Source organism: Xanthomarina sp. F1114 (assembly GCF_026410255.1).
Taxonomy (GTDB): domain Bacteria; phylum Bacteroidota; class Bacteroidia; order Flavobacteriales; family Flavobacteriaceae; genus Xanthomarina.
In genome coordinates this window covers 1-26,543 of sequence record NZ_JAPMLL010000002.1, presented here as the reverse complement: position 1 = coordinate 26,543, position 26,543 = coordinate 1, and the positions used below count along the sequence as shown (strand labels likewise).

Sequence of the window (26,543 nt, the reverse complement as noted above, 5' to 3'; positions counted from 1 at the left end):
TAATATACTTAAAAAACGTTCACCAAAAGTGAACGTTTTTTTTATTCCATACAATCAAAGATTCATTTTAGCTTACTTTTGTAACTTATGAAACAAGTTGATTATATTATAGTAGGTTGTGGTCTAGCTGGAATTGCTTTTTGCGAGCAACTAATTGCTGCTAATAAAAGTTTTATTGTTTTCGATAATTCGTCACAACAGTCTTCTTTAGTGGCCGGAGGCTTATACAATCCTGTTGTTCTAAAACGCTTTACTTCTGTTTGGAAAAGTAAAGAGCAATTAGAGATAGCTCTGCCTATGTATCATAATATTGAAGACAAGCTCCAAATTAAAATTGATTATAAAGTCCCGGTTTATAGACGGTTTACTTCTCACGAAGAACAGAATAATTGGTTTGCTGCATCAGATAATCCTATGCTGTCAGAAATGCTTTCTTCAAAAATAATTAAAAACAACAATTCCTCGATTCTTGCTGACTTTGGTTTTGGTGAAGTTTTAGATACGGGAAGAATTGATACAAATGTTCTTGTTACTTCATATAAAGCATATTTAAGACAAGTAGACCGACTTATTGAAACTAGGTTTAATTATACTGACATAGAAATTAAAGAAAAAAGGATTACTTATCAAGACATTTCTGCTTCTCATCTGGTGTTCTCTGAAGGCTTTGGATTAAAACAAAATCCGTTTTTTAATTACCTTCCTTTAAAGGAGTCTAAAGGCGAACTACTAACTATACATGCACCCGATTTAAAAATCGATTATGTCTTAAAATCCAGTGTATTTGTTTTGCCATTAGGAGAGGATTTGTACCATATTGGTGCCACCTACAATTGGAAGGATAAAACCAATAGTATTACAAAAGAGGGGAGAGAAGAGCTCTTAAAAAAGCTGGAGACTTTTTTGAATTGTACTTTTAAAGTGGTGGATCAAGTAGCAGGAATAAGGCCAACAGTTAAAGATAGAAGGCCTTTAATAGGGAAACATCCGGAACATGCAAATATGTATGTTTTAAACGGGCTTGGTACTAGAGGCGTAATGATTGGACCTTATGTAGCCAAACAATTATTTAATTATATAGAAGACGGTAAGGAGATTGATAGCGAATGTGACATTAGTCGTTTTTATCCTTGACTAAACTTTCATCAAAATGCATAAAAAGGTTAATCCATATATTTCTGGACCATCTCATAATAATTGGGGCAAATACAACTAAAGTAGCAACTATAGCAATAAAGGCTGTAGTTAGGCTACTACCTAAAAAGAAAAAACTGATAACAAAAGCAGCTACGGCAAAAGCTATTCCTACGCCATAACTTACATACATAGAGCCAAAAAAGAAAGAAGGTTCTAAACGGTATTTTGTTTCGCATTTGGAGCAGTGATCCTTAATTTTTAAAACGTCTTTTAGCACATAAGGGTTTTTGTTGGAATACATGGATTCTTGGTGACATTTAGGACATGTTCCTGTAAAGATGCTATAAAGTTTATTACCTTTTTTTATCATTGCTAAAACTATTACTTTTGCAAAATTAGAATATTATTTAACAACAAGTGTAACAAGAGTCACAAAAATGCTAAACATTCACAATCTATCCATCTCTTTTCAAGGAGAGTATTTATTCGAAGACCTAACTTTTAAATTAAGTCCTGGAGATAGTGTTGGATTAATTGGAAAAAATGGTGCAGGAAAATCGACCATGCTAAAAATCCTATCCAAGGAAATGGAGCCAGACTCTGGTCAAATAGCTGCTGATAAAAACTTAAGCATAGGCTTTTTAAAACAAGACATCGATTTTGTCTTAGGTAGAACCGTTTTAGAGGAATCTTACGAAGCTTTTAAAGAGCTTAAAACTATTGAGGCTAAACTAGAAGATATTAATTATCAGTTAGCAAACCGTACCGACTATGAAAGTGAAGGCTATCATCAAATAATGGTTGACTTGAACGACCTGCAACATCAATACGAAATTCTTGGAGGCTATAACTATCAAGGTGAAACTGAAAAGATATTGCAAGGACTTGGTTTTAAAAGAAGCGATTTTGAGAAACTTACAGATACTTTTTCTGGAGGATGGCGTATGCGTATTGAATTGGCAAAACTACTTCTTCAGAATAATGATATTCTATTACTAGATGAGCCTACAAACCACTTGGATATTGAATCTATTATCTGGTTAGAAGGGTTTTTAAAAACCTATCCGGGAGCTGTTGTAATTGTATCTCACGATAAAATGTTTTTAGATAATGTTACTAATAGAACCATAGAAATTTCTTTAGGTAGAATCTACGATTACAACAAACCTTATTCTCAATTTCTAGTTCTTCGTAAAGAAATTAAAGAGCAGCAACTTGCTACTCAGAAGAATCAACAAAAGCAAATTGAACAAACCGAAAAGCTTATTGAAAAATTCCGAGCAAAAGCTTCAAAAGCAACAATGGCACAATCTTTAATAAAAAAGTTAGATAGAATTGATAGGATAGAGGTAGACGAAGATGATAATGCAGTAATGAAACTAAACTTTCCAGTATCTATTATTCCAGGAAAAGTAGTTATAGAAGCTGAAAATATCACTAAAAATTACGACCAAGTTCAGGTATTAAAAGATATTAGCCTAACTATTGAAAGAGATACTAAAACGGCTTTTGTTGGACAAAACGGACAAGGAAAATCTACTTTGGCAAAAATTATTGTTGGAGAATTAGAGCATGAGGGAGATTTAAAGCTTGGACATAACGTTCAAATTGGATATTTTGCTCAAAATCAAGCAGAGTATTTAGATGGTAATAAAACCGTTTTAGATACCATGATTGACGCTGCAAACGAAACCAACCGAAGTAAAGTAAGAGATATTCTTGGATCGTTTTTATTTAGAGGAGAAGAAGTAGATAAATACGTTCGTGTACTTTCTGGTGGAGAAAGAAACCGATTGGCTTTGGCAAAACTATTACTTCAACCACTTAATGTATTGGTAATGGATGAGCCTACAAACCACTTAGATATAAAATCTAAAAACGTATTAAAAGATGCGCTTAAAAAGTTTGAAGGAACGTTAATTTTGGTGTCTCACGACAGAGATTTTCTTCAGGGATTAACGAATACGGTTTACGAGTTTAAAGACCATAAAATAAAAGAGTATTTAGGAGATATTGATTTCTATTTACAACAACGTAATGTTGAAAATTTACGTGAAGTTGAAAAACGGGATGTTATAAAAGAAACACCTAAAGAAAGCAATAAACAATCTTATGAATCTCAAAAAAAGTTAAAATCTTTAAATAATAAGATGAGTAATCTGGAATCAAAAATTCAACAACTTGAGAAAGAGATTAAGAAAATGGATGCAGATTTAGCTGCAAATTACGATGAAACCGTTTCTAATCCGAGCTTTTTTGAATCTTACGAGTCTAAAAAGAAAAAATTAGAAACTCATATGGAAGATTGGGAAAATGTTCATGAAGCCATAGAGAATTTGTAATCTAAAATTTTCTTGTTTTTTTTATAAATCATGTAGTTCATCGATTAAATTTGTTTATAATCTATAAAACTTCTATTATTGTTAGACAATTCACTCAAATCTAACAACCATGAGAAACTTTACACTAGTAATTTTTTGTTTTTTGGTAACTAATTTTTCATTTTCAGAAGTACCTGACAGCGAGAGAGATGCGCTCTTAGCACTTTATAATGCTACAAATGGCGAACAATGGAATCACACTTGGAATACAAATGACTCTATTGAAACTTGGTACGGAGTTACAGTAGAAAATAATCAAGTTGTAGAGATTAATCTACATTTCAATAATCTTCAAGGTACGCTTCCACACGAAATAGGAAATTTAGTAAACTTGAGAAAAATGAATCTTGGGTTTAATCAAATAGAAGGGGAGTTGCCTTCTTCAATAGGTAGTCTATCTGCATTAGTTTCGTTAGAGTTATTTATGAATAAATTTGAAGGTCAATTACCTAGCGAAATAGGGGGATTAAAAAACTTACAAGTTTTAAAACTTTATAGTAACGGTTTAACTGGCGAGATTCCTACTTCCATTGGAAACTTGGTGAATTTAAAAGAATTGATGCTAGGAAGTAATTATTTGACTGGAACTATTCCAACACAAATAGAGAACATAAAACAACTGGAAATTTTAAGTTTAATAGACAATAAATTGGTTGGCGAAATTCCTTCAGAAATAGGTAAATTAACAGAGTTAAAAGAGTTGGTGTTAGCAAGTAACAAGCTAACTGGATCGGTTCCTTATCAAGTCACAGATTTGACTAAGCTAAGCACTTTTATGGTGAGCGATAATGATTTTGACCGTGAATATGTTTCTTTGGTAGACGGAACGGGAATTCACCCTAATAAATTTATTGAATTCAATGTAGAAACGGTTATTACAGACAATGATTAAACACTAATTAATTTATAAATTGATAGACTATCTGAAAAAGATGGTCTTTTTTTTATTTTTAAATTATGGAAGAACACCTATTTCAATGTCCTTATTGTTGGGAGACTGTTTCAATGTTATTAGATAGCTCGCAGTCTGAACAAGAGTATATTGAAGACTGTGAAGTTTGCTGTAATCCCATACAAGTTTTAATTAAATTCGAGAGTCAATTATTAGTTTGTTTTGAAGTGAAAAGTATAGAGCAATAATTTTTTTAAAAATATACTTGTTATATCTAAAAAGCATTGTATCTTTGCAGTCCAAATAAGTTATGTCGCCATTATGAAGCGAATGGGTTAAAAGCTAAAATAACTTTTGGATACTAAATCGCGGGATAGAGCAGTAGGTAGCTCGTCGGGCTCATAACCCGAAGGTCACTGGTTCGAGTCCAGTTCCCGCTACTAAATTGTAATCGTATTATAAACAGCGGTTTGGCTTTCGTCAAACCGTTTTTTTATGCATACGATTTTCGATTATCTTGCACAAGAAGTACAAAATGAATACGAAACGCTTTTATTTAGCTATAATTAATTCTCCTGCATGTTTTGCATAAACTTCAAAACAATAAACTCAGCCGGACGTACAATGGCCATCCCAATTTCAACAATTAGTTTATTTTCTAAAATATCGTTTTCAGTCATTGTTTCACCCATCCCAATTTTAATAAAGAAAGCTTCCTCTGGTTTTGCTCCTGATAATGCTCCCGACCGCCATTGAAGGGTTAGAAAGTTATTAATCATGGATTTTATTTTAATCCAAGTGTTCATTTTATTTGGCTCAAAAACAAATTGATAGGTTGCTTTTCTTACTGACTCTTCTACCATATTGAAGAAACGACGTGTAGAAATGTAGCGCCATTCGTGGTTATTTCCTGCCAACGTTCTTGCTCCCCAAACTACTGCTGTTCCACGCCCTGAAAATGTACGTATAGCATTGATGGATTTTCCAGAGAGGATATCTACATTTAATGTTTCTTGATCTTGGTTTGTTATGTTTAGGCTTGGTTTTGTGATAAAGTCTATATTAATGTTTGCTGGAGCTTTCCACACACCTCGGTTATTGTCAACCTTTGTATAGACTCCTGCTAATGCAGAAGAAGGAGGGAGAATAACTGGCAGAGTATTAATGGAATCCTTGAGCTTATGGAAAAGAGGGTTGTCGTCTATTTCAAAAGTGTCCAAGGTAGTTATTATCCCGTTTTTATTGACAGTTATATCCTTGTCTTCATAAAAATAATTCAATTGCATTTCAAGATAAGGATAATAAGCTGCTCCATACTTTAGTTCATTTACGGAACCTGCAAGGGTATTTCTAAAAACATCTATATCGTTGATGTTTGAGTTGTTATGCATATAAACATCGCAGATAGTAAACCTATCTTTTAGATGGCTGCATTGATTTAATGCCTGTTTAATTATAGAATAATAATCTGCTGATAGTGTTAGATTAATCGCATCCGGAAAAATAATTAGGGTAATCTCACCTTCATCACCAGCTTTCTCTAATCCATTTAGTAAGGCTTCCTGGTTAATTATTCCTTCTTCTTTATAATCTCCAACAGAGACAATATAACAAGACCCTCCGCCATTTAAATAAAAGGCTTGCAAGGAGTAAAACATTAAATAGTTACTAGGGTTGGTTATTTTAGAACTTATCTCTTCAGGCGACTTTTGAGAGTCTACATGTATTGTTATTCCCTTTTCTGGATATGCTGTTCCAAAATGTTGTATATATTCTTTTATTGAAGTTACCCTTTTAGGGACGTTCAATAAATCTCCGTCTTCTTCTAATCTAGCTTTTTCTGTATAACCTATAAAAACGGGAATTGCCGTTTCAACCGGAACAATGGAAGGTGGGAAATTTGAATGATCTTGAGTATAAATACCAGGAGTTGTATGTTTTGCCATAAAATAGTGCCTTTATTTATCTTAACTGATTGTATTTAATCAATTTAATTTAAAAATGAATTTCCTCGACATTTCGAGGTTATATTCTATAAATCTAATAAATAATTTGTGTAGAATGAATATATCTTACTGTTAGTTAGTGTGTTGTGTTGTGGGTGGAGTAATTCTGAGAAAAAATAATTACATATCTGTGAAGGAAAAATTCTTTAAAACTAAAACATCAGAAGTTACTCTGATGTATTAGTTATTATTCAATAAAAATTAAATCTTGTTGTGTTTTTTTTTTTTTTGAAGATTTCTAATTAGCTCTATTATCTAAATATTGCTGATTAAAAATAACTGCTAAAGCCCAAATACCAGGTTGCAGCTTTTTCTGCAGGATTATTAAGAATGTCTTTTTGCCATTCGTATCTGTAGTTAATTCTAAATACTGTTTTTGGGGTAGGTCTAAAACTAAGTGCAGGAGTTATTGCTATAATTTGATCTCCAATATTTGTGTTTGTTTCTGTAAATTTTCCCACGTTCCAATCGACATAATCAAATCTAACAGCTAGGTTGAAGGTAGCGTCCTCCCATTCAAAAATTTTGCGTTTATAAGCAGGTTGCACAATATCCATAAAAACTCCCTGTTGCTTATTTCCATATTGTTGAGTGTATGTATCTGGTGTTTGAACCCATACCCAGGCAGCTTCTCCAACAATATATGTTCCTGTAGCCCTGATGGTGGTGTTCCAATCTATTGCCAAAACATCAACTCTCGCTTTATCTTCAACTTCTTCATCATCGTCTTCAAACTTGTTATAAACACCTCCCATATATGATAGTCCGATTTCTCCAATATTTCGGTTTTTTATGGCTAATTTTCCCGAAAACATAGCTTTTCCGCTAAAATTATCTTCAAATATATCCTCTCCCTCTTTATAGGCAGGTAAATAGGTTTTATCCTGCTCATTAGAGATAATTTTACTGTTAAATCCATTTGTTAAATACGCTTCATAACCAAAAATCCAATTCCCAGAGTAGGTTTTTCCGTAAGCTCCAAAACCAGCATTAGACTGGGTTGCAGCCAGCATATTTACCGAAACATCTGGGCGCTCTACAAACTCCCATTTTGGACCGTCATGGTTTTCGTTAAAAGCACCTATAGGATTCATAACAATTCCTCCCCGAAAGTTGAATAAAGGATGAAAAGCCACATCTAAAGCAGCAAATTCAATTGCAACTTCCTTACCACCATCTTCGAATTCTATTTCAGTTAAAAATTTAATGCGATCAGAAATGGATGCTGCCATAAATATAGTTAACCTTCTGGCTTGGAAAGACAAGCCTTCAGTAATTCCTTCTTCTATTCTATACATGGTATTTGCTTCCAGATAACCTCCAAGAGTAACAGGAATTTTATCGAATCCTAATGTTGGTCTATTAAAAACGGCATCCATATTTAATTCTGCTTTCTCATTGTTCTTGTTGGTAATAAGCTCTTCATTTTCTTGAGAAAATGTGGAGCTAAAGCAGAATGTTCCAAGAATTATGAGATTAATTTTAAGATATTTCAATGTGAATGTTTTCATTTTTAATAAGTGTTTTGAATGTTTTTAAGTCTTGATCTGCTGGGCCTTCTAATAAACCACCTTTTGTGTCGAATTCACTTCCATGGCAAGGGCAGCTATATATTCCACCTCCCACATTAAGTTCACAGCCTCGATGTGTACATTTCATTAATGAAGCGGTGTATTGATTCTCACCAGTTTTATAAAGGCAAATGGGAAAATCCTGATTGGAAGTTTTAACCATTACAAAATTTCTATATGCTGTTGAGTTTTTTTTAGGAATCTCAAATTCTGAAAGAGGTACAATAATTTTATTGTTTTGAATGCTATTTGTGGCGTAATAAATACTTTCGCAAGATGTTAACAGTGCTGAAGCAAAAGGGAGACCTACGAAAGCAATTCCACAAGTTTTTATAAATTTTTTTCTATTCATTAGTGAAGTTGTTACAGAGATTCGATAAATTTTAAAAGTTGGCTTTTTTCATTTTGATCTAAGCCCTGATACATGTTTTTGGAATTCTCAGCTTCCCCTCCGTGATATAAAATAGCCTCTTCTATACTTCTTGCTCTTCCATCGTGAAGCAAATAATACTGACCACCTTGTGAATCTTTAGATAATCCAATTCCCCATAATGGAGCTGTTCTCCATTCGTTAGAATATGCGTAACCTTCTGTGTAGCCATCGTCGAGCTCGGGTCCCATATCGTGTAAAAGTAAATCTGTATATGGATGGAACTCCTTAAATGAAATAGCTTCTATTGGAGAGTATCCCGTTTCTAATGTTGGTTTGTGGCAACTTGCACATTGAATATTTTGAAATAAAGCTTTTCCGGCTATGACATCCGGATTATCTTGATCTCTAGGGATTGGCGCTTTTAGAGTTTTTAAGTAGAAAACAACATCACTAATAGTTTGCCTATCAATTTCCGGATTAAGTTTGTCTCCACTATAGGTATCATATGGTTCAAAATAAGATGTAATCCCAATATCTTGATTATAGGCATCTGCTGTTTGATGTAAGAGATCATAGACTCTTGCTTTTTTTCCAAAACGACTAATGTATTTTCCATCTAAAGTTATGGTTCCTGGACGATCGCTAACATAATCTGGGCGCGTGTTCCAATGTACACGTCCACTAATACCATCGCCATCTAAATCGTCTGGATCAGACATGTCAATAATATCCTGGTCGCTAACAGCGTCTAAGAACCCTAGACCTGTAACAATGGGAGCGACTAAACTTGAATGTGGCGCACCAGATGGTAGAATTTCAGGTTCGTAGCCTGGAATAGCTTTATTTTGTAGTTGTGGTCCACCCTGGTTTAAATAATTATTAACTCCTGGGAAGGATTGTCCAAAGCGTGTAAACTTAACAAAAGGATGTCCTTTACCATCTCCAGCATGGCAACTAACACAGCTAGTTCCGGTAAAAATAGGTCCTAATCCTGTTTCAACGGTAAATATTTGATCATTAAAGGCAACATCTCCTTCAATAAATCGCTTTATCTCCGCCATGGTTAAATCTTCTACTGGACCATCTAATAATTCGTAGTCTTCAGGCTCTGCAGGACCTAAGACCTCGCAAGAAAAAAGTAATGGAAAGAGTAATAGACTAGCTAATAAATAAATATTCATTCTCATTTTTAATAGTTTTAGACAAAACTAAACATTATATACAATTACACAAATATATTTTTAGTCTAGTCTAAAAATAAAATTAGAACAACCTTGTATGACGGTGTTGAAAGTGAGGGATTTAGAATGCAATTAGCAGTATGTGGTAGGTTTTTAATAAAAATTCTTTCTTAAAGAGGGGGTTTGAAATTATTTTTTTTAGAAAAAATATTTGACAGGGAGTAGCTCTAATTCGTATATTTAGTATCTGAATGTTTTAGTAAAATTGGTTTACGTTAATAAGAGATAAAACCTTTCTTATGGTAAAAGTTAGTTGCTTTTATAAGCGTGAAACCTTCAAATAACCTTAGAAATACTTTTATAAATACACTTCTATTTCTTTAACTTGAATTTTAGGCTTATTTCAAATTATAATGTAATTTGCACAAATTAATGAGTAAACTCAAGTTGTTAGTTATTAAGTATTTAAGTTTATAAATAGCTATGTTGATGTTTTGAGATGTAGCTTTTAATTTGGTAAAACCACTATTATGCGTATTCAATTTTATGTTATATCAACTATTTTATTGTTGATAACACTTGCTTTAAGCTTGTATGTAAGTCCAAACTGGTATGTGCTTTTTGGAATTGTATTAATATTTACTGTCTTAGGATATTATGATATTTTCCAAACTAAGCATACTATTATGCGAAATTACCCTGTGTTTGGACGACTGCGTTTTGTATTAGAAGAATTACGTCCTAAAATGTATCAGTACTTTATTGAATCTGATATTGATGGTCGTCCATTTAATAGAGTAGATCGCTCCACGGTTTATCAAAGAGCAAAAGACGTAAGGGATACAATTCCTTTTGGAACACAATTAGACGTCTACGATGAGGGCTATGAATGGATATGTCACTCAATAGCTCCAAAAGCGTTTGATACCTTAAATCATGATCCTCGAATAATGATTGGTAATAAAGATTGTGCACAGCCTTACTCTGCCAGTATTTTAAATATTTCTGCTATGAGTTTTGGTGCTCTTAGTGCTGCTGCCGTTGAGTCTCTGAATGGAGGTGCTAAAATTGGAAATTTTGCTCATAATACAGGAGAAGGTGGGTTGAGTGACTACCATTTAAAGCATGGCGGAGATTTGATATGGCAAATTGGAACAGCTTATTTTGGGTGTAGAACCGAAGATGGAAAGTTTAATCCAGAACTTTTTGCAGAAAAAGCGAAACATCCACATGTTAAAATGATAGAACTTAAAATTTCTCAAGGTGCTAAACCGGGGCATGGTGGTATTCTACCAGCCGAAAAAAACTCAGAAGAAATTGCTAGAATCCGACATATTAAACCTCATGTTAAAGTATCGTCACCTCCTTTTCATTCGGCTTTTGATACCCCAGTAGAAATGGTGAAGTTTATTAAAACTTTGAGAGATTTATCGGGTGGAAAACCAGTTGGATTTAAATTATGTATTGGTTATAAAAGTGAGTTTATATCCATATGTCAGGCCATGGTGGATTTAGATATATATCCAGATTATATTGCTGTAGATGGAGGGGAAGGAGGAACTGGTGCTGCGCCACCAGAGTTTAGTAATTATGTAGGAGCTCCTTTAATAGACGGTCTTGATTTTGTGCACAACATACTAAGAGGTATGGGTATTAGACAACATATTAAGATTATTGCTTCGGGTAAAATAAGCTCTGCTTTTCACGTAGCTCGTGCTATTGCTTTAGGTGCAGATGGATGTTATCAAGCTCGATCTATGATGTTGGCATTAGGTTGTATTCAAGCTTTACTATGTAATACAAATAAATGTCCTACAGGAATAACAACTCAGGATCCAAGTTTAACCGTTGGATTAGTTCCTGAAGATAAAAAAGTTCGAGTGGCTAAGTATCATGAAAAAACCTTGAAAAATTTCGTTGAACTCCTAGGGGCTACCGGTTTAGATGAATCGGATAATTTAACACGTTCTCATATTTATCGTCGTATTTCTTTTAATGATATGATTACTTACGAAGAACTTTTCCCATCTATCAAACCAGGATGCATGCTTAACGGTAATATTCCAGAGAAATATAAAATGGATTTTATGTTTGCTGATAAAACGCGCTGGGGAGTTCACCCATAAACAATTAGATAAAATAATATATTTTCTAATATAAAAATACCCTTCGAACTGATCCTAATTATGGGTTTTCGAGGGGTTTATTTTTTAAACACTAATATAAATTAGCTCTAATTGTAAATTGATATTCATCTATATTAAGAAATAGAAACCTACAACCTATTATTTTTAGTAATAAGCAGTTTCGTCCAGGTTTTTAAATAGGGATGTATATCCATGCGCTTGGTTAACAGAAGAGTGCTTTATGCAATATAAATAAACAAGCAGCTTAAACTGCCTGACTTATATTTGGTTTCCAATCCTTTTATAAAAAAGAGCTTGATTATCTTGGGAGGACCTATGTTTATCACTAAATTGTGATTTTTCAATTTATAAATTGCGAATTCTTAATTTTTAGATGATAAATACCAGATGTTTTGCCTTTTGGGCACTGTTACTCTTTACTTTTACTAATGCTATAGCTCAAGCTCAATCCACCGGTGAAATGGTTGTAAACTTGGAACTAATAAATCCGTCCTCCGAAATAAATAATGGAGTTGCAATTATTCAGGTAGAAGGAGGTACAGCACCATATGAGTACAAATGGAGTAATGTAAATACCTCCATAGATTCAGTAGAATCGGTTGGGTTGATTGAAGGTATGGAGCACTCTGTTGTTGTTAGTGATGCTTCAGGAAATACAATTACTAAGGAATTTACTATCCCGGCAAAATCAATTACCGAAATTTTTAATAGTAAAGTGCAGCCAGCTGTAGATGTGTTAGGAGCTGTTCTGTTTTGGGATGCTTTTGCTACTCTGGGTGTATACGACCCCGTTGTTTATGCCTCTCATAGAGATATTACGCTGCAAACAAGCGATGTGAAAACGAATGAGGAATACCAGGTAAAAAAATGGTTAGTAGCCGAAGGAGAACAAGTTAAACAAGGAGAGAAGCTTGCATTGCTAGAAAGTAATAATAACATAGAATTGCCTATTTATGCTCCAGCTGATGGTGTTTTAGAACAGGTATCAGAAAAAGGAAGTACAATTTCTAGAATGCCTGAAATAGGTTCTTATAAAGCTCCTGTATTAGGACTAATTGAATTCGATTCTCCTCAACCTCTCTTACATCCCAATGGAGATATTAAAAAGAATACCATTCCATTTATTGTTGTTTGGCTTATTCTTGGAAGTATATTTTTTACTCTGCGTCTAAAATTTGTAAATATTCGTGGTTTCCGACATTCCATAGATTTAGCAAGAGGGAAATACGACGATCCAAATGCACCTGGAACTATAACGCATTTTCAGGCTATGGCTACTGCTGTATCGGCTACAGTGGGATTAGGGAATATTGCAGGGGTTGCTGTTGCAATATCTTTAGGTGGTGCAGGAGCTACTTTTTGGATGTTTCTTGCAGGGTTCTTCGGAATGTCTTTAAAATTTGCCGAATGTACTTTGGGAGTAAAATACCGATTTATTGATAAAGAAGGACGCATCTTTGGTGGACCTATGAATTATTTACGTTATGGTTTAGAAAAAAGAAATCTAAAGCGTTTGGGGAAATTCTTAGCTATACTTTTTGCTGTTCTTGGAGTAGGAGCATCTTTTGGAGGTGGTAATATGTTGCAATCTAATCAAGCTTTTAAAATAGTATCAGAACAAATTCCAGTTTTACAAGGTCAGGGATTCTGGTTCGGAATTGGTTTTGCAGCTCTGGTAGGAGCAGTCATTATTGGGGGAATTAAAAGTATTGCTAATGTAACTGCAAAAGTAGTTCCTGTTATGGCTATTTTATATGTGCTAGGCTGTTTAGTGGTTATAGGTCATCATCTTGAATATCTTGGCGGTGCTTTGCTTGCTATTGTTGACGGAGCTTTCTCTGCTGAAGCTTTAAAAGGAGGGTTTATTGGAGTACTGATTATAGGTCTGCAACGGGCTGCTTTTTCTAGTGAAGCAGGAGTTGGTTCTGCTGCAATTGCCCATAGTGCTTCTAAAACTAATTATCCTATTGCAGATGGTTTTACTTCTTTAGTAGAGCCATTTATAGATACCATGCTGGTTTGTACCATGACTGCTTTAGTTTTAATATTTACAGGCAAACATGTAACCAGTAGTGGATTAGGAGGAGTGGAATTAACAGCTGACGCCTTTGGTAGCGTTGTTACTTGGTTTCCAGTAGTATTAGCCATAGCTGTATTTCTATTTGCTTTTTCCACCATGGTTTCCTGGTCTTACTATGGCATGCGTTCTTGGAGTTACCTTTTTGGAAGAAGTAAGAAACTTGAATTGGTTTATAAACTAATGTACTTAGGTTTTGTGGTGTTGGGTGCTTCTGTAAGTTTAGGGGCTGTATTAAGTTTTGCCGATATGATGATCTTAGCTATGTCTTTCCCAAATATTATAGGATTGTACATTATGGCTCCTGAAATAAATGCAGATATGAAGGTTTACTGGCAGAAACTAAAAGATGGCAAACTGTATATAAATCCTAAATTTCTTAAATCTAAAGAATAGACTTTCTTAAAAAGAAATACGCGATGGGGTGAATATTCATCATCATAAGAACTATGTAATTAGATGGTTTTATTTAACCGAAAAGAGAAGTAATTATTGTGTCTAGCTCTTGTAGAATTGTTTTATAAGGAAATATTAAAACCTTCTTTCAATTACTCTTTTAGGATGCAGCTCGTTATTCACAATTACCTCAAAATCAACAACGCCAATTACTAACTCTTCTTCAGTAATAACATCTACTTTCCACAGGCCTGGTTTTATATTATTTTTAAAGGTATAACCTCGGAATCCGGCATTTCTACCTCCAGTAATTTCATAACCAATATCTTCAATTATATCCCAATTGCCTGTGTTATTGTTATACCATTTCCAACGATGTAATATGGGTTTTTTAATTTCGGTTGGTGCAAATATGGAAGTGAAAATATAAATACTTTCATTGGGTTGATGAATATATTTAATTCTATGATCGCGCCAAAATACATACCAGTCATCGCGTTCATAACTAACTGTATAAGTATTGTTATTTTTTTCAACGTTATGAGCTACAATTCCGACATCTAACGCAAGTGGCACTGGTGGAATAAGATTGAAAAAATAGAATAAATTAATGGTTGCATACATGGTAATTATAATTCCAATCATTTTTGTAATACGGATTTCCGCACGTGTACTGGGACTTTTTATATAAATAATACTTATTAAAAGTAACGTAATTACTAAACTTATTAAGCCCGAAAAAATAAAAATAGTCGTATTCATTTCTTTGATGAAAACGGGAATCATAAAGGTGAAAAAAGTAAAGCTGATAAAAAAGTAAACTCCAAATTGTAAATACTTATTAGAAATTCGTTTTTTAAGTATTTCGTTGGCAAAAAGTAAAGCCAATAGAATAATAAAGAAAGTAATGGTTTTGGAAAGCGAGACACTTCTTGAAAAATAAATAACATAAGCACTAGAAAGTCCGCCAAAGAAAAACTGAATTGCAAGGGGTAAATATTCCTTATATCTATCAAGTATTGTGTTTTTCCATTTACCGTCATCTACTAGATTGTAGATGTATAATGTAATAGTTAAAAAGGTCATGTGTAAACATAATACGGTTAAATCATATACCCGATCTATCCGACCTAAGGTTAAGGAATCGAAAATAAAACCACCAATAAAAAAAATGATAGGTGCATATTTTTCATTCTTTCTTATGAATTTTAGAAATCTACTATTTCGAACTCTAACCAATGTTCTTTTCATACGTTTTTAGAAGATATTGTGTGGTAAATTATAAAAAAAGCTTGGAATTGATAGTGAACTATATTGTTTTTCGTTTTAAATAACTCTGGTTTTATTAAACTGCGTCTGGAATCACTGTTTTTATAAGAAGGACGTTACTTTACAAAATTTTCAGTCCATTCTCCATCTTCTTCAAAGAGGTTATAACCACCTTCAGAATCTGAGCATAAATACTGCCCCGTCCATTCTCCATCTAGATTAAATAGGTTGTAGTTGGTTTTTGCTCGAACAAAGTAGCCAATCCATTCGCCATCTATGTCATAAAATAAATAAATTCTTGAATTGGCATAAACAAGAATACCTAAAACCTCTGCTAATTCATTAAATAAATGTTTTCCTTCCCATGAAGCATATCTTGGGTCTAAATTTAATTGATATTTTGGGTTGATTTTTGAATTGTATTTTGGGTCTAATCCTGATGTATACCTAGGATCGATACTGGACGTATAATTAGGGTTTAGACTTGAATTATATTTAGGGTTTAAATTAGAATTATACTTAGGGTTTATTTGAGAATTGTATTTTGGACTTATGTTCGAATTATAATTTGGGTTTAGTTTAGATGTGTATTTTGGATTCTGGTTAAAAGGAATATTCTGAGCAAGTAAAGACATTATAGTAAATAACAATACAAAAGTTATATATCTGGTTTTCATGATTTTTTTGAAGGATTTGGAGTTAAAAGCGCAGTCAAATAAAAATAAACAAAAATTTGATAACACTTATAACAATTTACAACATTAATACAGAATGCGTCATATTAAAAGCAAGTGCAATATAGGAGTTGTTATTAAATTCAAATTCATCTATAATTTCCCAGCCCAACTTTTTGGTGTGTGCTTTTTCAGAAATAACATTCACTTTGTTTATAAATGTTATAGAAATAGGATGCTTTTTTAGGAATTCAACTCTCATTTCTTCAAAAATTAAATTTAATAATCCTTTTCCTCTATACTTTTTGTCAATGCAAACGGGGCCATATTGAAAGCTGTTCTCTGTGGTAATTTTTTGTCCATGAAAGGATAATTTAGGAAAGCGTGAGACCATAAAATTGAAAATCTCCCATTGCTCAAAATAGGTCCAACTTCCAGCAAAAGCATATGCAATAAGCTTATTCTTTTCGTTTAAGGAAATAAATACTCCATTTTGTTCTATTATTTCTTCAATTTGGTTAGCAGTAAATGGAGTTGTTACAAAACCTTCTTGTCGTTCTATCTTATTAAGGTTTTTGAATAGATATTTTTCTTGAAGACTGAGAATCCCATTTATATCTTCCTTTCTTCCAATTCTAGTTTGAATCATATTTTTTTATATGAGAGTTTATGTTGGCAATCGACAGGAATAATTGCGATATAGAAATTATTCTTTATTTAAATAAATAGACTGATATTAAAAAGTGTTTATGTTACACAAATGAATAGAAATTTAAGCAATTAAAACTTAAATTTAAGCATAAAAAAAGCATTGCTAATAAAAAATACAGGACGTAAAAGGTAATTAATATTATTTTAAGTTTAGTTTTCATTAAAGCTATATAAATATTTGAAAATAAACTTTTTAAAACACAAAAAGAAGTGTTATTCATCGGTGATATTTGTATTTTGACTAAATAAAATATTAATTTTCTGATAAATTTAAGAAAATAGGAAGTATTTCTATTTTTGTAATCTCAAAAAACAGCTCTTAAAATATATTTCATGAACAAAAATTACTTAACCAAAAATGGAATTAATTGGAATGGTTTAAAAACACTTGTGTTTTTAGTTCTTATTTTGCTTTTTAAAATTAATTCTGTAAACGCGCAATCTTGTACAATAAATGCTGGACTTGATCAATCTATTTGTGCATACGATTCTTTTCAGTTAGATGGTAATACGCCAGACTCTTACGCAGAGGGACCAATTTGGACTCAAATTTCCGGGCCTTCTGTAATAATTAGTGATCCTACAATTGACAACCCTGTTATTACAGGTTTCTCTGGTGGAAACACTTATGTGTTTGAATTATCAGCAGTTTGTTTTAATGGAGCAAGACCTGCTCAAACCGTAACTTTTACGGTGGAACCTATAACAATTGCAGATGCAGGATTAGATGTGTCTTCCTGCCCAGATAGTTCGGGCTCCTTAATTATTAGTGCTAATACGCCAGCTAATTCAGGTGAAGTTGGACAATGGTCCATTCTAGGAGATAATAGTGCAGGAGTTGTAATTAATCAGCCAAACTCTCCAACTTCAACTATATCATTACCTCAAGGATCTGCAGGGAGCACTACGCTTGCTTGGACAATTATTGGGGCCGAATATGCTCCAGGGCGTTTTTGCGAATCTATTTCAGAAATTACAGTAACTAATTATGGTGGGATTCAACCTGTATATGCCGGTGCGGACCAGGTTTTATCAAATTGTTATACCGTAAATGAAAGTACCACTTTAAATGGTTCTTTTGGAGGTAATAATATTAATGGTCAAGTTGGAACCTGGACTTTTGTTAGCGGGCCTTCAAACCCAAATATTGCAGATCCAAATAATAATTCTACTGGAGTTAGTGGTTTAGTAGAAGGAGTTTATGTTTTTAGATGGAGTGTAGCAGGACCTTGTGTTACGGGAACAGATACGGTTACAGTTACTGTGCCACCAGCAACTCAAGATGTTACTCAAGCCGTGATAACTAACGATAATCAACGTTTTTGTGATGCTTCAATCAGCGAAACAACTTTAATTGGTTCCACCCCAGATTTTACTAATGAATCTGTATTATGGGAACAAATATCTGGTCCTAGTGCTACAATAGTTAGTCCTACAAGTAGTACAACCCAGGTAACCGGTCTTTCTTCTCCTAACTCTTATCAATTTAGATACACAATAACAAATACAATAACAGGATGTTTAACTACAGCTACTGTTAATATTAGATATAGCGTAACCCCGGTGAGTATTGATGTAAATTCTGGGAGAGACATTATTGGTCTATGTGGAAGAACTTCTATTGAAGTGCCATATAGTAGTACAGGAGGGAATAGAACCGAGTTCAGTATTGTAAGTGGACCAGCAGATTCTGCCTTAACATTTCCTACAGATTATGTTAATTTAGGGGGCTCTAGCACAGGAACTGCTGTTATTGATGTTTTTGACGTTTCAGGAGTTTATGCTGTTAATTTTAGAAGAACCGCTTCTGGTAATTTACTATTAGGTTGTGATGTTGCTAATGCATCTCTTAATATTTTTGTTTCAACGCCAACATCTGGTTCTAATGCTGGATCTGATCAAACGTTTGTTTGTGGGCAGGTAGATGGAACTTTAGCTGGAAGTGCTATTCAATTAGGTGAGAAATCTGTATGGTCTCAAGTATCAGGACCAAATACAGCTACAATTGGAGATATTTATGCTCAGACAACCACTTTATCTGGACTTATTCCAGGCGAATATGTTTTTAGATACACAGTTTCTTCAGGAATAAGCTGTAGGCCTTATGCAACTTCAGATACAAGTATTTTTGTGTCACCTTTAAGTAATGAGCCTGCTATAGCTGGTGCAGATCAAATTATTTGTTACAATGGACCAGTACAATTGTCCGCTAATACACCTCGAGACAGTCAAACAGGAACATGGACAGCTTCAGACCCTGGCATTGTATTTTCAGATATAAACGATCCAAATGCCATTGCAACTGGGTTTTCTTCACCATCAACAGTATATACTTTAACTTGGTCTATTTTAAATGATTATGTAAACTGTGGACCAGCAGCAACAGATGATGTTACTATAACTACAACAGCAGACGAGTCGCCTTCTATAGCTAATGCTGGAGAAGATACTTGTTTTGCATCGGGAACTACAACCATTTCTAATATGGCTGGAAGTACACCTGATATAGACGAAACAGGAACATGGACACAAATATCAGGTCCGTCTGCTGTTAGTTTTACAGATCCGAATAGTCCAACCTCAGAAGTTACTGGTTTAGTAATTGGACAATATGAATTTCAATGGGAAATAGCTTATACTGCCCCAGCGCCAAATGGATGTGATGCCACTACGGATACTGTTGAAGTTGTTGTAGCCGATACGGGTGCAAATGTAGCAGCTGGACCAGATCAGGCCTTATGCTTAGATCCAGCACTTATGTCGTTTACAATGGATGCAACCGATCCTGAACCTTTTGGAGGCGTAGGAACTTGGAACTTAGTTTCTGGCTTGGGAGGTTATACGGTAGACGATATTAATAGCCCAACTGCAACATTTACAGATTTATTAGATGGAATCTATGTTTTTGAATGGGAGATAGCATACGGAAATTGCGTGGTTTCAGGAACTCCCGATCAAGTTGTTATTGAAGTAGGGATTCCTGCAACACCTGCAGTTATTCCAGGAGGAGACCAAGTTTTGTGTGCAGAAACTAATACAACTCTTGTTGCAGATCCTTTATTGAATCCAAATGCAGAAACGGGAGCTTGGACTGTTGTTTCAGGACCTAATTCTCCAACAATTGATAATCCAGGAAATAATTCAATAAATATTACTGGCTTAACTACGGGATCTTATGTTTTTAGATGGACAACAGTTAGTGGTTCGCCAATTTGTCCTAATAGCTCAGCCGATGTTACAGTAGATGTTTTTGCACCTGTAGAGCCAATTGGAGACCAAGAACTATGTGAAGTTTCAAGTGTTTTCTTAGAAGCAACAGCAGGTACAACTGGAACATGGACAATAGTATCTGTAGATGGTAATACAAACCCTGCTACCATTGCGCCTTATGCACCAAGTCAATCGCCTAGTAATAGTAATACGGCGAATGCTCCAGTAGATGCCGGAAGTGTTTATGTTTATGAGTTTACAACAGATTACTCCGGAGCAGGAGCAGCTTGTAATAATTCTGAACAAACAACAATAACAATTTCAGACGGTCCAAGTGAAGATGCCGATGCTGGACCAGACCAAACTATTTGTAATGCCGATACTACAACAGTTACGTTAACAGCAGGAAATGCAGCAATCCCAGCTGATGTTACATCCCAATGGAGATTATTGGCACAGCCTGGTGGCGCAACCATTGGTTTTACAACTCCAATAAATAACGTAACCACCGATGTAACCGGCTTAACTGTTCCTGGTATTTATGTTTTTGAGTTAAATTTTGAAAGTGAATTTTGTACGGACGATGCCGATATTGTAAGAGTTGAAGTTTTTGCAGCTCCTGGCCCTGTTAATGCAGGTCCAGATCAATCTATGGCTTGTCAATTAAATACACAGCTTAATGCAACAGCCCCAACAGTTGGGTTAGGACAATGGTCTTTTGCTAATCCTGGAGACGATCCTTCAGGTGGGGTAGTGGTTATTGATAGTCCAAACAATCCGCAAACTACTTTATCTAACATCCCAGACGATGTTGGGAATGATGGTATTGACGATGTTTATATTTTAACATGGACAGTATCCAATGGCGCATTTAGCTCCCCATCTTTGTGTGCACCTCAATCCGATTCGGTTGTCTTAACCTTTACAGGAGTGCCGCCATCTCAGGCTATTGCAGGTCCAGATCAAGAATACTGCGATTCTACTCAAGCTTTTCTAGCAGCTACTCCATTAAGTATAGGAACTGGAACATGGACAGTAACAAATTCGAGTTCTGCAGTGATTGCATCTCCTAATAACCCAAACAGTTTGGTTTTAGGTCTTACTCCAGGAGTTCATGAATTTACTTGGACTGCTACAGGTGGAGGATGTACAACGTCTGATAGTATGCAAATTGTTATCTATTCAGATCCAGTTACGGCTTATGCTGGTCCAGACCAATCGTTGCCTGAATATTCAACAGTAACTCTAGCGGCAGCACCTGCTACATCTGGAGAAGGAACCTGGACTCAGATTTCAGGACCAAATACGGCGAATTTTATCGACGTAAATAACCCAACTACATCAGTTGCAGGAACAACTGTTGGAACATATATCTTTCAATGGACTGTATCTAATGGATCCTGTAGTGTAGCAGCAGACCAAGTAACAATAACAATATTACCTGTTTCAGATTTAGAATTAACAAAAAGCGTTTCGCCTACAAATGTTAATATTGGAGATATAGTTACTTTTACAATATCTGTTTTTAATAATGACGCTAGTGCAACTAATTCGGACGCCACTGGTGTTACAGTTCAAGATGTAATGCCTGTAGGTTATTCGCTTGTACCTGGATCAGTTTCTAATGGTGGTACTTTCGACCTGGCTTCTCAAACGTTAACTTGGGCTAACCTAAGTATAAATAATGGGGACACATTAAACTTAACTTTTAATGCAACCATTAACGCAACCGGACCTTATGTTAACGTAGCTCAGGTTACTGCTAGCGCTAATTTAGACCCAGATAGTATTCCGGATAATGATGATGGAACCCAAAGTGAAGATGATGAAGATTCTGCTGAAGTTTCTTTCGAAGCAGCAGACTTATCACTTGAAAAAACAGTGTCTTCTACAGAAGTTAGCGTTGGAGATTCAGTAACTTTCACCTTAACTGTTTCTAATGCTGGTCCAGATTCTGCCACAAATGTTCAAGTTTTAGATCAGTTGCCAAGTGGTTATACGTATCAAAGTGATGATTCAGCTGGAACTTATAATTCAGCTTCAGGAATCTGGAACATTGGTACTGTTGAAGTAGGAACTCCTGCAGTCTTAAATATTACTGTAACGGTAAACCCTCCGAGAGGAGTAACAGATGAATATGTAAATATAGCTGAAGTGATTTCTAGTGATCAATTTGATCCAAACTCGACACCGAATAACGATGATGGTGATCAAAGTGAAGATGACGAAGATAACGCCGAAGTAATTCTTGAACTTGCAGACTTAGAAGTAACTAAATCTGTTTTACCAATTTCTGGTTCTGTTGGAGATACAGTTACTTTTAGCGTTTTGGTCGAAAATAATGGTCCTGGTAATGCAACTGGAGTAGGTATTGAAGATTTACTTCCTAGTGGCTTTGATTTAGTTCCAGGAACAATTTCTAATTCAGGTTTTTATTCTGTAGGAAATAATTCAATAGTTTGGAATGGTCTAGCTATTGGAAATGGGCTATCGGTAACATTAACATATAATGCTGTTGTAAATGCTTCTGGAAATTATACAAACACGGTTCAAGTTATTTCTAGTGATTTAGATGACCCAGATTCAACACCAAATAATGACGACGGCGATCAAAGTGAAGACGATGAAGACGCAGTAACCTTTGTAATTGAAGAATCAGATCTAGAACTTTCTAAAAATATTAGTGCTACAAGTAGTGCAACCCCTAATATAGGAGAAACAGTTACTTTTGAATTGACTTTAGTAAATAATGGCCCATCCAATGCTACTGGTGTTAATATTGCAGATATTTTACCAATAGGTTACATGCTTACAGGTGGAACTATTAGTGATGGAGGAACTTTAACAGGAAACCAAATAAATTGGACTGGCTTAACTTTAGCCAATGGAGCAAGTATCACATTAACCTATGATGTGGTAGTTAATGCCCCAACTGGATCAGTAGGTGAATATACTAACATTGCGCAAGTAACAGCATCCGACCAATTCGACCCAGATTCAACACCAAATAATGATGATGGCGATCAAAGTGAAGATGATGAAGATAACTTTACTTTAGCACCAGAGACGGCAGATTTATCCCTAAACAAAACAGTAAGTAATAACCAACCAAATGTTGGCGATGTTGTAACTTTTACTATAACATTGAGTAATGCTGGCACTGTGGAAGCAACTGGAGTTTCTGTACAAGATATGGTTCCAGTTGGTTATGGTAATATTACCAATATTAGTGGAACAGGAGTAGTAACAGGGAACCAGGTTGATTGGAATGGTTTAATCGTTCCTTTAGGAATAAATACGGTTACTCTAACATTTGACGCAACAGTTAATGCTCCAACTGGCGTAGCAAACGAATACCTAAATACAGCACAGGTAACAGCATCCAATCAATTTGACCCAGATTCTACACCAAATAATGATGATGGAAATCAAAGTGAAGATGACGAGGACAATGCAGACGTAACTATTCAACAAGCAGATTTAAGTCTTGTTAAAAGTGTAAATAATATCAACCCAGATGTTGGAGGTACAATAATATTTACATTGGTTGTTACTAACTCAGGACCTAACGTTGCAACAAACGTTGCGGTTGAAGATATTTTGCCATTAGGCTTGACATTAACCGTTGTAAATAACGGAGGAACACAAACAGGAAACACAGCTACTTGGACAGGGTTAACAGTTCCAGCAAATAATGGTACAGTTGTGCTTACTTATGAAGCTACAGTAAACGCTCCAACAGGCGCTCCAAATGAATATGTAAACACAGCTCAGGTAACAGCATCAGATCAATACGATCCAGATTCTACTCCAAACAATGATGATCCAAATGAAGATGATCAAGACACAATTACAATTGGACCAGGACAAGCAGATTTAAGTATTTCAAAAGGCTTGGTCTCAGGAAATGCGACTCCAAATGTTGGAGATGTTTTAGTGTTTGAATTAATTGTTTCTAATGCCGGACCAGATAATGCAACAGGTGTCGCAATAGAAGATATATTACCAATTGGTTATACCTTAGGAACCGTTAATGGCGGTGGAGTAGCAACAGGAAATACAGCAAATTGGTCAGGATTATTTATTCCTGCCAATGGAAATATAGTGTTAACCTACCAAGCAACAGTTAATGCTCCAACAGGTGCTGCAGACGAATACAGAAATATTGTTCAGGTTACAGATGCAGACCAGTTTGATCCGGATTCTACACCAAACAACGATGATGGAGATCAAAGTGAAGATGATGAGGATTTCTTTGAAGTATCTCTTCAAACAGCAGATTTATCATTAGATAAAACAGTAACAGATCTTAATGGCGGTTTGGTTAATGTTGGTGATGAATTGGTGTTTAACATTGCAATAGCAAATGACGGACCTTCAGAAGCAACTAATGTAAGTATTGCCGATGTTCTACCAATAGGATATACTTTAATTCCTGGTAGTATCGATAACGGTGGTGTTTACAACTTAGGAAATACAACTATTACCTGGAATTTAGCTAATGTGCCATTAACTGGTAGAACGGTTAGTTACCGAGTAACAGTAAATGCCCCAACTGGTACTGTAGACGAATACAAGAATACAGTACAAGTTACGGCTAGCGATCAGTTTGACCCAGATTCAACACCAAATAATGACGACGGCGATCAAAGTGAAGACGATGAAGATGCTGTAATTGTCGATCCAGCTCAGGCAGATTTAGAATTAACAAAAGGGATTAGCGCAACAAGTAGTGCCACTCCTAATATTGGAGATACAGTAACTTTTGAAGTGACTGTTGTAAATAATGGCCCAGCCGACGCTAGTGGTGTTAATATCGCAGATGTTTTACCAATAGGCTATACACTTACTGGTGGAACTATTAGTGATGGTGGAACTTTAACTGGAAACCAAATTAATTGGACTGGCTTAACTTTAACCAATGGAGCGAGTATCACATTAACGTATGATGTTGTTGTTAATGCACCTACAGGAGCTGCAGGAGAATACACCAACACTGCGCAAGTAACAGCATCCGATCAATTTGATCCAAACAGTACACCAAATAATGATGATGGTGATCAAAGTGAAAATGACGAAGACAACTTCACCGTACTCCCACAAACTTCAGATCTTTCTATTAATAAAACAGTAAGCAACTCTAGACCAAATGTGGGAGATATAGTAGCTTTTACTATAACGTTGAGTAATGCTGGTACTGTGGAAGCAACAGGGGTTTCTGTACAAGATCTGGTTCCAGTGGGTTATAGCAATATTACCAATATCAGTGGAACAGGAGTAGTAACAGGTAACCAGATTGATTGGAATGGTTTAATCGTTCCTTTAGGTGTAAATACAGTTACTCTAACATTTGACGCAACTGTAAATGCTCCAACTGGTGTTGCAAACGAATATTTAAATACGGCACAGGTAACAGCATCCGATCAATTTGATCCAGATTCGTCGCCAAATAATGATGATGGTGATCAAAGTGAAGATGACGAAGACAATGCAGATGTAACCATTCAACAAGCAGATTTAAGTCTTATTAAGAGTGTAAGTAACATAAAACCAAATGTTGGAGATACAGTAATATTTACTTTAGTTGTCACCAATTCAGGTCCAGATGTTGCAACCAATGTATCGGTAGAAGATATCTTACCATCAGGTTTTACTTTAACAGCTGTAAACAACGGAGGAATTCAAACAGGAAATACAGCCACTTGGACAGGATTAACAGTTCCAGCAAATAACGGTACAGTTGTACTTACTTATGAAGCTACAGTTAATACCCCAACAGGTGCAACAGATGAATTTACAAACGTAGCCCAAGTAACAGCTTCAGATCAATTCGATCCGGATTCTACTCCAAACAATGACGATGAGAATGAAGATGATCAGGACACAATTACAATTACTCCTGCAATAGCTGACTTAGAGTTAACTAAAACTGTAGTAAATAATAATACAAGTCCTTTTGTTGGATCTCAGATTTCTTTTGAAATTAGAGTAACTAACCAAGGTCCAGATAATGCAACCGGAGTTGAAATAGTAGATTTATTACCTTCTGGCTTTGAGTATGTATTGTATAGCTCTACTGTAGGGGTCTATAACGAAGTTACGGGATTATGGACCGTAGGAAATGTAGCTGCTGGAACCACAGAAATTTTATTAATTGATGTTATTGTTAATGAAACTGGAGACTATCTAAATATTGCTGAGGTTACTGCTTCAGATGTATTAGATATTGATTCAACTCCAAATAACGATGATGGCGATCAAAGTGAAGATGACGAAGACAATGTGCTTGTAACACCTATCGATTTAGTAGCCGATTTATCACTTACAAAAGAAGTAGTAAACGGAAATACAACACCATTAGTTGGGTCTCAAATCGCTTTCTTAATCTCGGTAACTAACGATGGTCCACAAGACGCAACAGGTGTAGAGATAGTGGATTTATTACCATCAGGATTTGATTATGTGTCTTTCAGTACATCATCTGGAACATATAATAATGTAACAGGAGTTTGGACTGC

15 protein-coding genes and 1 tRNA gene are annotated in these 26,543 nt (G+C 35.0%); 8 read left to right on the top strand and 8 right to left on the bottom strand.

Going from position 1 to position 26,543, the window contains the following annotated elements:
- Positions 1 to 87 precede the first annotated feature (87 nt).
- Entirely contained in the window at positions 88 to 1,134 is a 1,047-nt protein-coding gene (locus tag OS188_RS01445; protein ID WP_267147034.1) for an NAD(P)/FAD-dependent oxidoreductase, read from the top strand.
- Here the strand turns inward: OS188_RS01445 and OS188_RS01440 are convergent.
- Positions 1,115 to 1,507 (bottom strand): DUF983 domain-containing protein, encoded by a 393-nt coding sequence (locus tag OS188_RS01440; RefSeq protein WP_267147033.1) that lies wholly within the window; start codon positions 1,505 to 1,507, stop codon positions 1,115 to 1,117. The two genes, OS188_RS01445 and OS188_RS01440, sit on opposite strands and share 20 nt — an antisense overlap.
- Before the next feature lie 67 nt (positions 1,508 to 1,574).
- Here OS188_RS01440 and OS188_RS01435 point away from each other — a divergent pair, with 67 nt between their 5' ends.
- From OS188_RS01435 to OS188_RS01420, 4 genes are all read left to right on the top strand, one after another.
- Positions 1,575 to 3,479, top strand: coding sequence for an ABC-F family ATP-binding cassette domain-containing protein (locus tag OS188_RS01435; protein ID WP_267147032.1), 1,905 nt, complete (start codon positions 1,575 to 1,577; stop codon positions 3,477 to 3,479).
- Between the two features lie 109 nt (positions 3,480 to 3,588).
- On the top strand, positions 3,589 to 4,410 hold the full coding sequence (locus OS188_RS01430) for a leucine-rich repeat domain-containing protein (protein WP_267147031.1): 822 nt from the start codon (positions 3,589 to 3,591) through the stop codon (positions 4,408 to 4,410).
- Positions 4,411 to 4,475: 65 nt separating this feature from the next.
- Positions 4,476 to 4,658 (top strand): CPXCG motif-containing cysteine-rich protein, encoded by a 183-nt coding sequence (locus tag OS188_RS01425; RefSeq protein ID WP_267147030.1) that lies wholly within the window; start codon positions 4,476 to 4,478, stop codon positions 4,656 to 4,658.
- A gap of 119 nt (positions 4,659 to 4,777) precedes the next feature.
- A tRNA-Met gene (locus OS188_RS01420) sits at positions 4,778 to 4,850 on the top strand.
- Positions 4,851 to 4,976: 126 nt separating this feature from the next.
- Here OS188_RS01420 and OS188_RS01415 read toward each other — a convergent pair.
- The 4 genes from OS188_RS01415 to OS188_RS01400 form a co-directional block, all read right to left on the bottom strand.
- Positions 4,977 to 6,356 carry a phage tail sheath family protein gene (locus OS188_RS01415; protein WP_267147029.1) on the bottom strand — a complete coding sequence of 460 codons (1,380 nt, stop codon included), beginning with the start codon at positions 6,354 to 6,356 and terminating at the stop codon, positions 4,977 to 4,979.
- 329 nt (positions 6,357 to 6,685) lie between these two features.
- Entirely contained in the window at positions 6,686 to 7,927 is a 1,242-nt protein-coding gene (locus tag OS188_RS01410) for a hypothetical protein (RefSeq protein ID WP_267147028.1), read from the bottom strand.
- The gene (locus OS188_RS01405) at positions 7,899 to 8,339 is read right to left on the bottom strand and encodes a QcrA and Rieske domain-containing protein (protein WP_267147027.1); all 441 of its coding nucleotides are present in this window, start codon (positions 8,337 to 8,339) and stop codon (positions 7,899 to 7,901) included. Before OS188_RS01405 ends, OS188_RS01410 begins: the two co-directional genes overlap by 29 nt.
- Before the next feature lie 11 nt (positions 8,340 to 8,350).
- Positions 8,351 to 9,547 carry a di-heme oxidoredictase family protein gene (locus OS188_RS01400; RefSeq protein WP_267147026.1) on the bottom strand — a complete coding sequence of 399 codons (1,197 nt, stop codon included), beginning with the start codon at positions 9,545 to 9,547 and terminating at the stop codon, positions 8,351 to 8,353.
- 524 nt (positions 9,548 to 10,071) lie between these two features.
- Here OS188_RS01400 and OS188_RS01395 point away from each other — a divergent pair.
- Both OS188_RS01395 and OS188_RS01390 read left to right on the top strand, forming a co-directional pair.
- Entirely contained in the window at positions 10,072 to 11,667 is a 1,596-nt protein-coding gene (locus tag OS188_RS01395; protein ID WP_267147025.1) for an FMN-binding glutamate synthase family protein, read from the top strand.
- A gap of 394 nt (positions 11,668 to 12,061) precedes the next feature.
- On the top strand, positions 12,062 to 14,161 hold the full coding sequence (locus tag OS188_RS01390) for an amino acid carrier protein (protein WP_267147024.1): 2,100 nt from the start codon (positions 12,062 to 12,064) through the stop codon (positions 14,159 to 14,161).
- 135 nt (positions 14,162 to 14,296) lie between these two features.
- Here the strand turns inward: OS188_RS01390 and OS188_RS01385 are convergent, their stop codons facing one another.
- The 3 genes from OS188_RS01385 to OS188_RS01375 form a co-directional block, all read right to left on the bottom strand.
- Complete coding sequence (locus OS188_RS01385; protein WP_267147023.1) at positions 14,297 to 15,412, bottom strand: DUF2914 domain-containing protein; 1,116 nt, start codon at positions 15,410 to 15,412, stop codon at positions 14,297 to 14,299.
- Between the two features lie 134 nt (positions 15,413 to 15,546).
- Positions 15,547 to 16,107 (bottom strand): hypothetical protein, encoded by a 561-nt coding sequence (locus OS188_RS01380; RefSeq protein WP_267147022.1) that lies wholly within the window; start codon positions 16,105 to 16,107, stop codon positions 15,547 to 15,549.
- Positions 16,108 to 16,183: 76 nt separating this feature from the next.
- Complete coding sequence (locus tag OS188_RS01375; protein WP_267147021.1) at positions 16,184 to 16,753, bottom strand: GNAT family N-acetyltransferase; 570 nt, start codon at positions 16,751 to 16,753, stop codon at positions 16,184 to 16,186.
- A gap of 395 nt (positions 16,754 to 17,148) precedes the next feature.
- On the opposite strand from OS188_RS01375, the gene OS188_RS01370 reads away from it, so the two are divergent.
- The coding region (locus OS188_RS01370) for a PKD domain-containing protein (RefSeq protein WP_267147020.1) at positions 17,149 to 26,543 on the top strand (9,395 nt) is incomplete at its 3' end.

Excerpts from the sequence above, each read along its gene's own strand:
- OS188_RS01445 (WP_267147034.1), top strand. The coding sequence starts at position 88 with ATGAAACAAGTTGATTATATTATAGTAGGTTGTGGTCTAGCTGGAATT.
- OS188_RS01440 (WP_267147033.1), bottom strand. The coding sequence starts at position 1,507 with ATGATAAAAAAAGGTAATAAACTTTATAGCATCTTTACAGGAACATGT.
- OS188_RS01435 (WP_267147032.1), top strand. The coding sequence starts at position 1,575 with ATGCTAAACATTCACAATCTATCCATCTCTTTTCAAGGAGAGTATTTA.
- OS188_RS01430 (WP_267147031.1), top strand. The coding sequence starts at position 3,589 with ATGAGAAACTTTACACTAGTAATTTTTTGTTTTTTGGTAACTAATTTT.
- OS188_RS01425 (WP_267147030.1), top strand. The coding sequence starts at position 4,476 with ATGGAAGAACACCTATTTCAATGTCCTTATTGTTGGGAGACTGTTTCA.
- OS188_RS01415 (WP_267147029.1), bottom strand. The coding sequence starts at position 6,356 with ATGGCAAAACATACAACTCCTGGTATTTATACTCAAGATCATTCAAAT.
- OS188_RS01410 (WP_267147028.1), bottom strand. The coding sequence starts at position 7,927 with ATGAAAACATTCACATTGAAATATCTTAAAATTAATCTCATAATTCTT.
- OS188_RS01405 (WP_267147027.1), bottom strand. The coding sequence starts at position 8,339 with ATGAATAGAAAAAAATTTATAAAAACTTGTGGAATTGCTTTCGTAGGT.
- OS188_RS01400 (WP_267147026.1), bottom strand. The coding sequence starts at position 9,547 with ATGAGAATGAATATTTATTTATTAGCTAGTCTATTACTCTTTCCATTA.
- OS188_RS01395 (WP_267147025.1), top strand. The coding sequence starts at position 10,072 with ATGCGTATTCAATTTTATGTTATATCAACTATTTTATTGTTGATAACA.
- OS188_RS01390 (WP_267147024.1), top strand. The coding sequence starts at position 12,062 with ATGATAAATACCAGATGTTTTGCCTTTTGGGCACTGTTACTCTTTACT.
- OS188_RS01385 (WP_267147023.1), bottom strand. The coding sequence starts at position 15,412 with ATGAAAAGAACATTGGTTAGAGTTCGAAATAGTAGATTTCTAAAATTC.
- OS188_RS01380 (WP_267147022.1), bottom strand. The coding sequence starts at position 16,107 with ATGAAAACCAGATATATAACTTTTGTATTGTTATTTACTATAATGTCT.
- OS188_RS01375 (WP_267147021.1), bottom strand. The coding sequence starts at position 16,753 with ATGATTCAAACTAGAATTGGAAGAAAGGAAGATATAAATGGGATTCTC.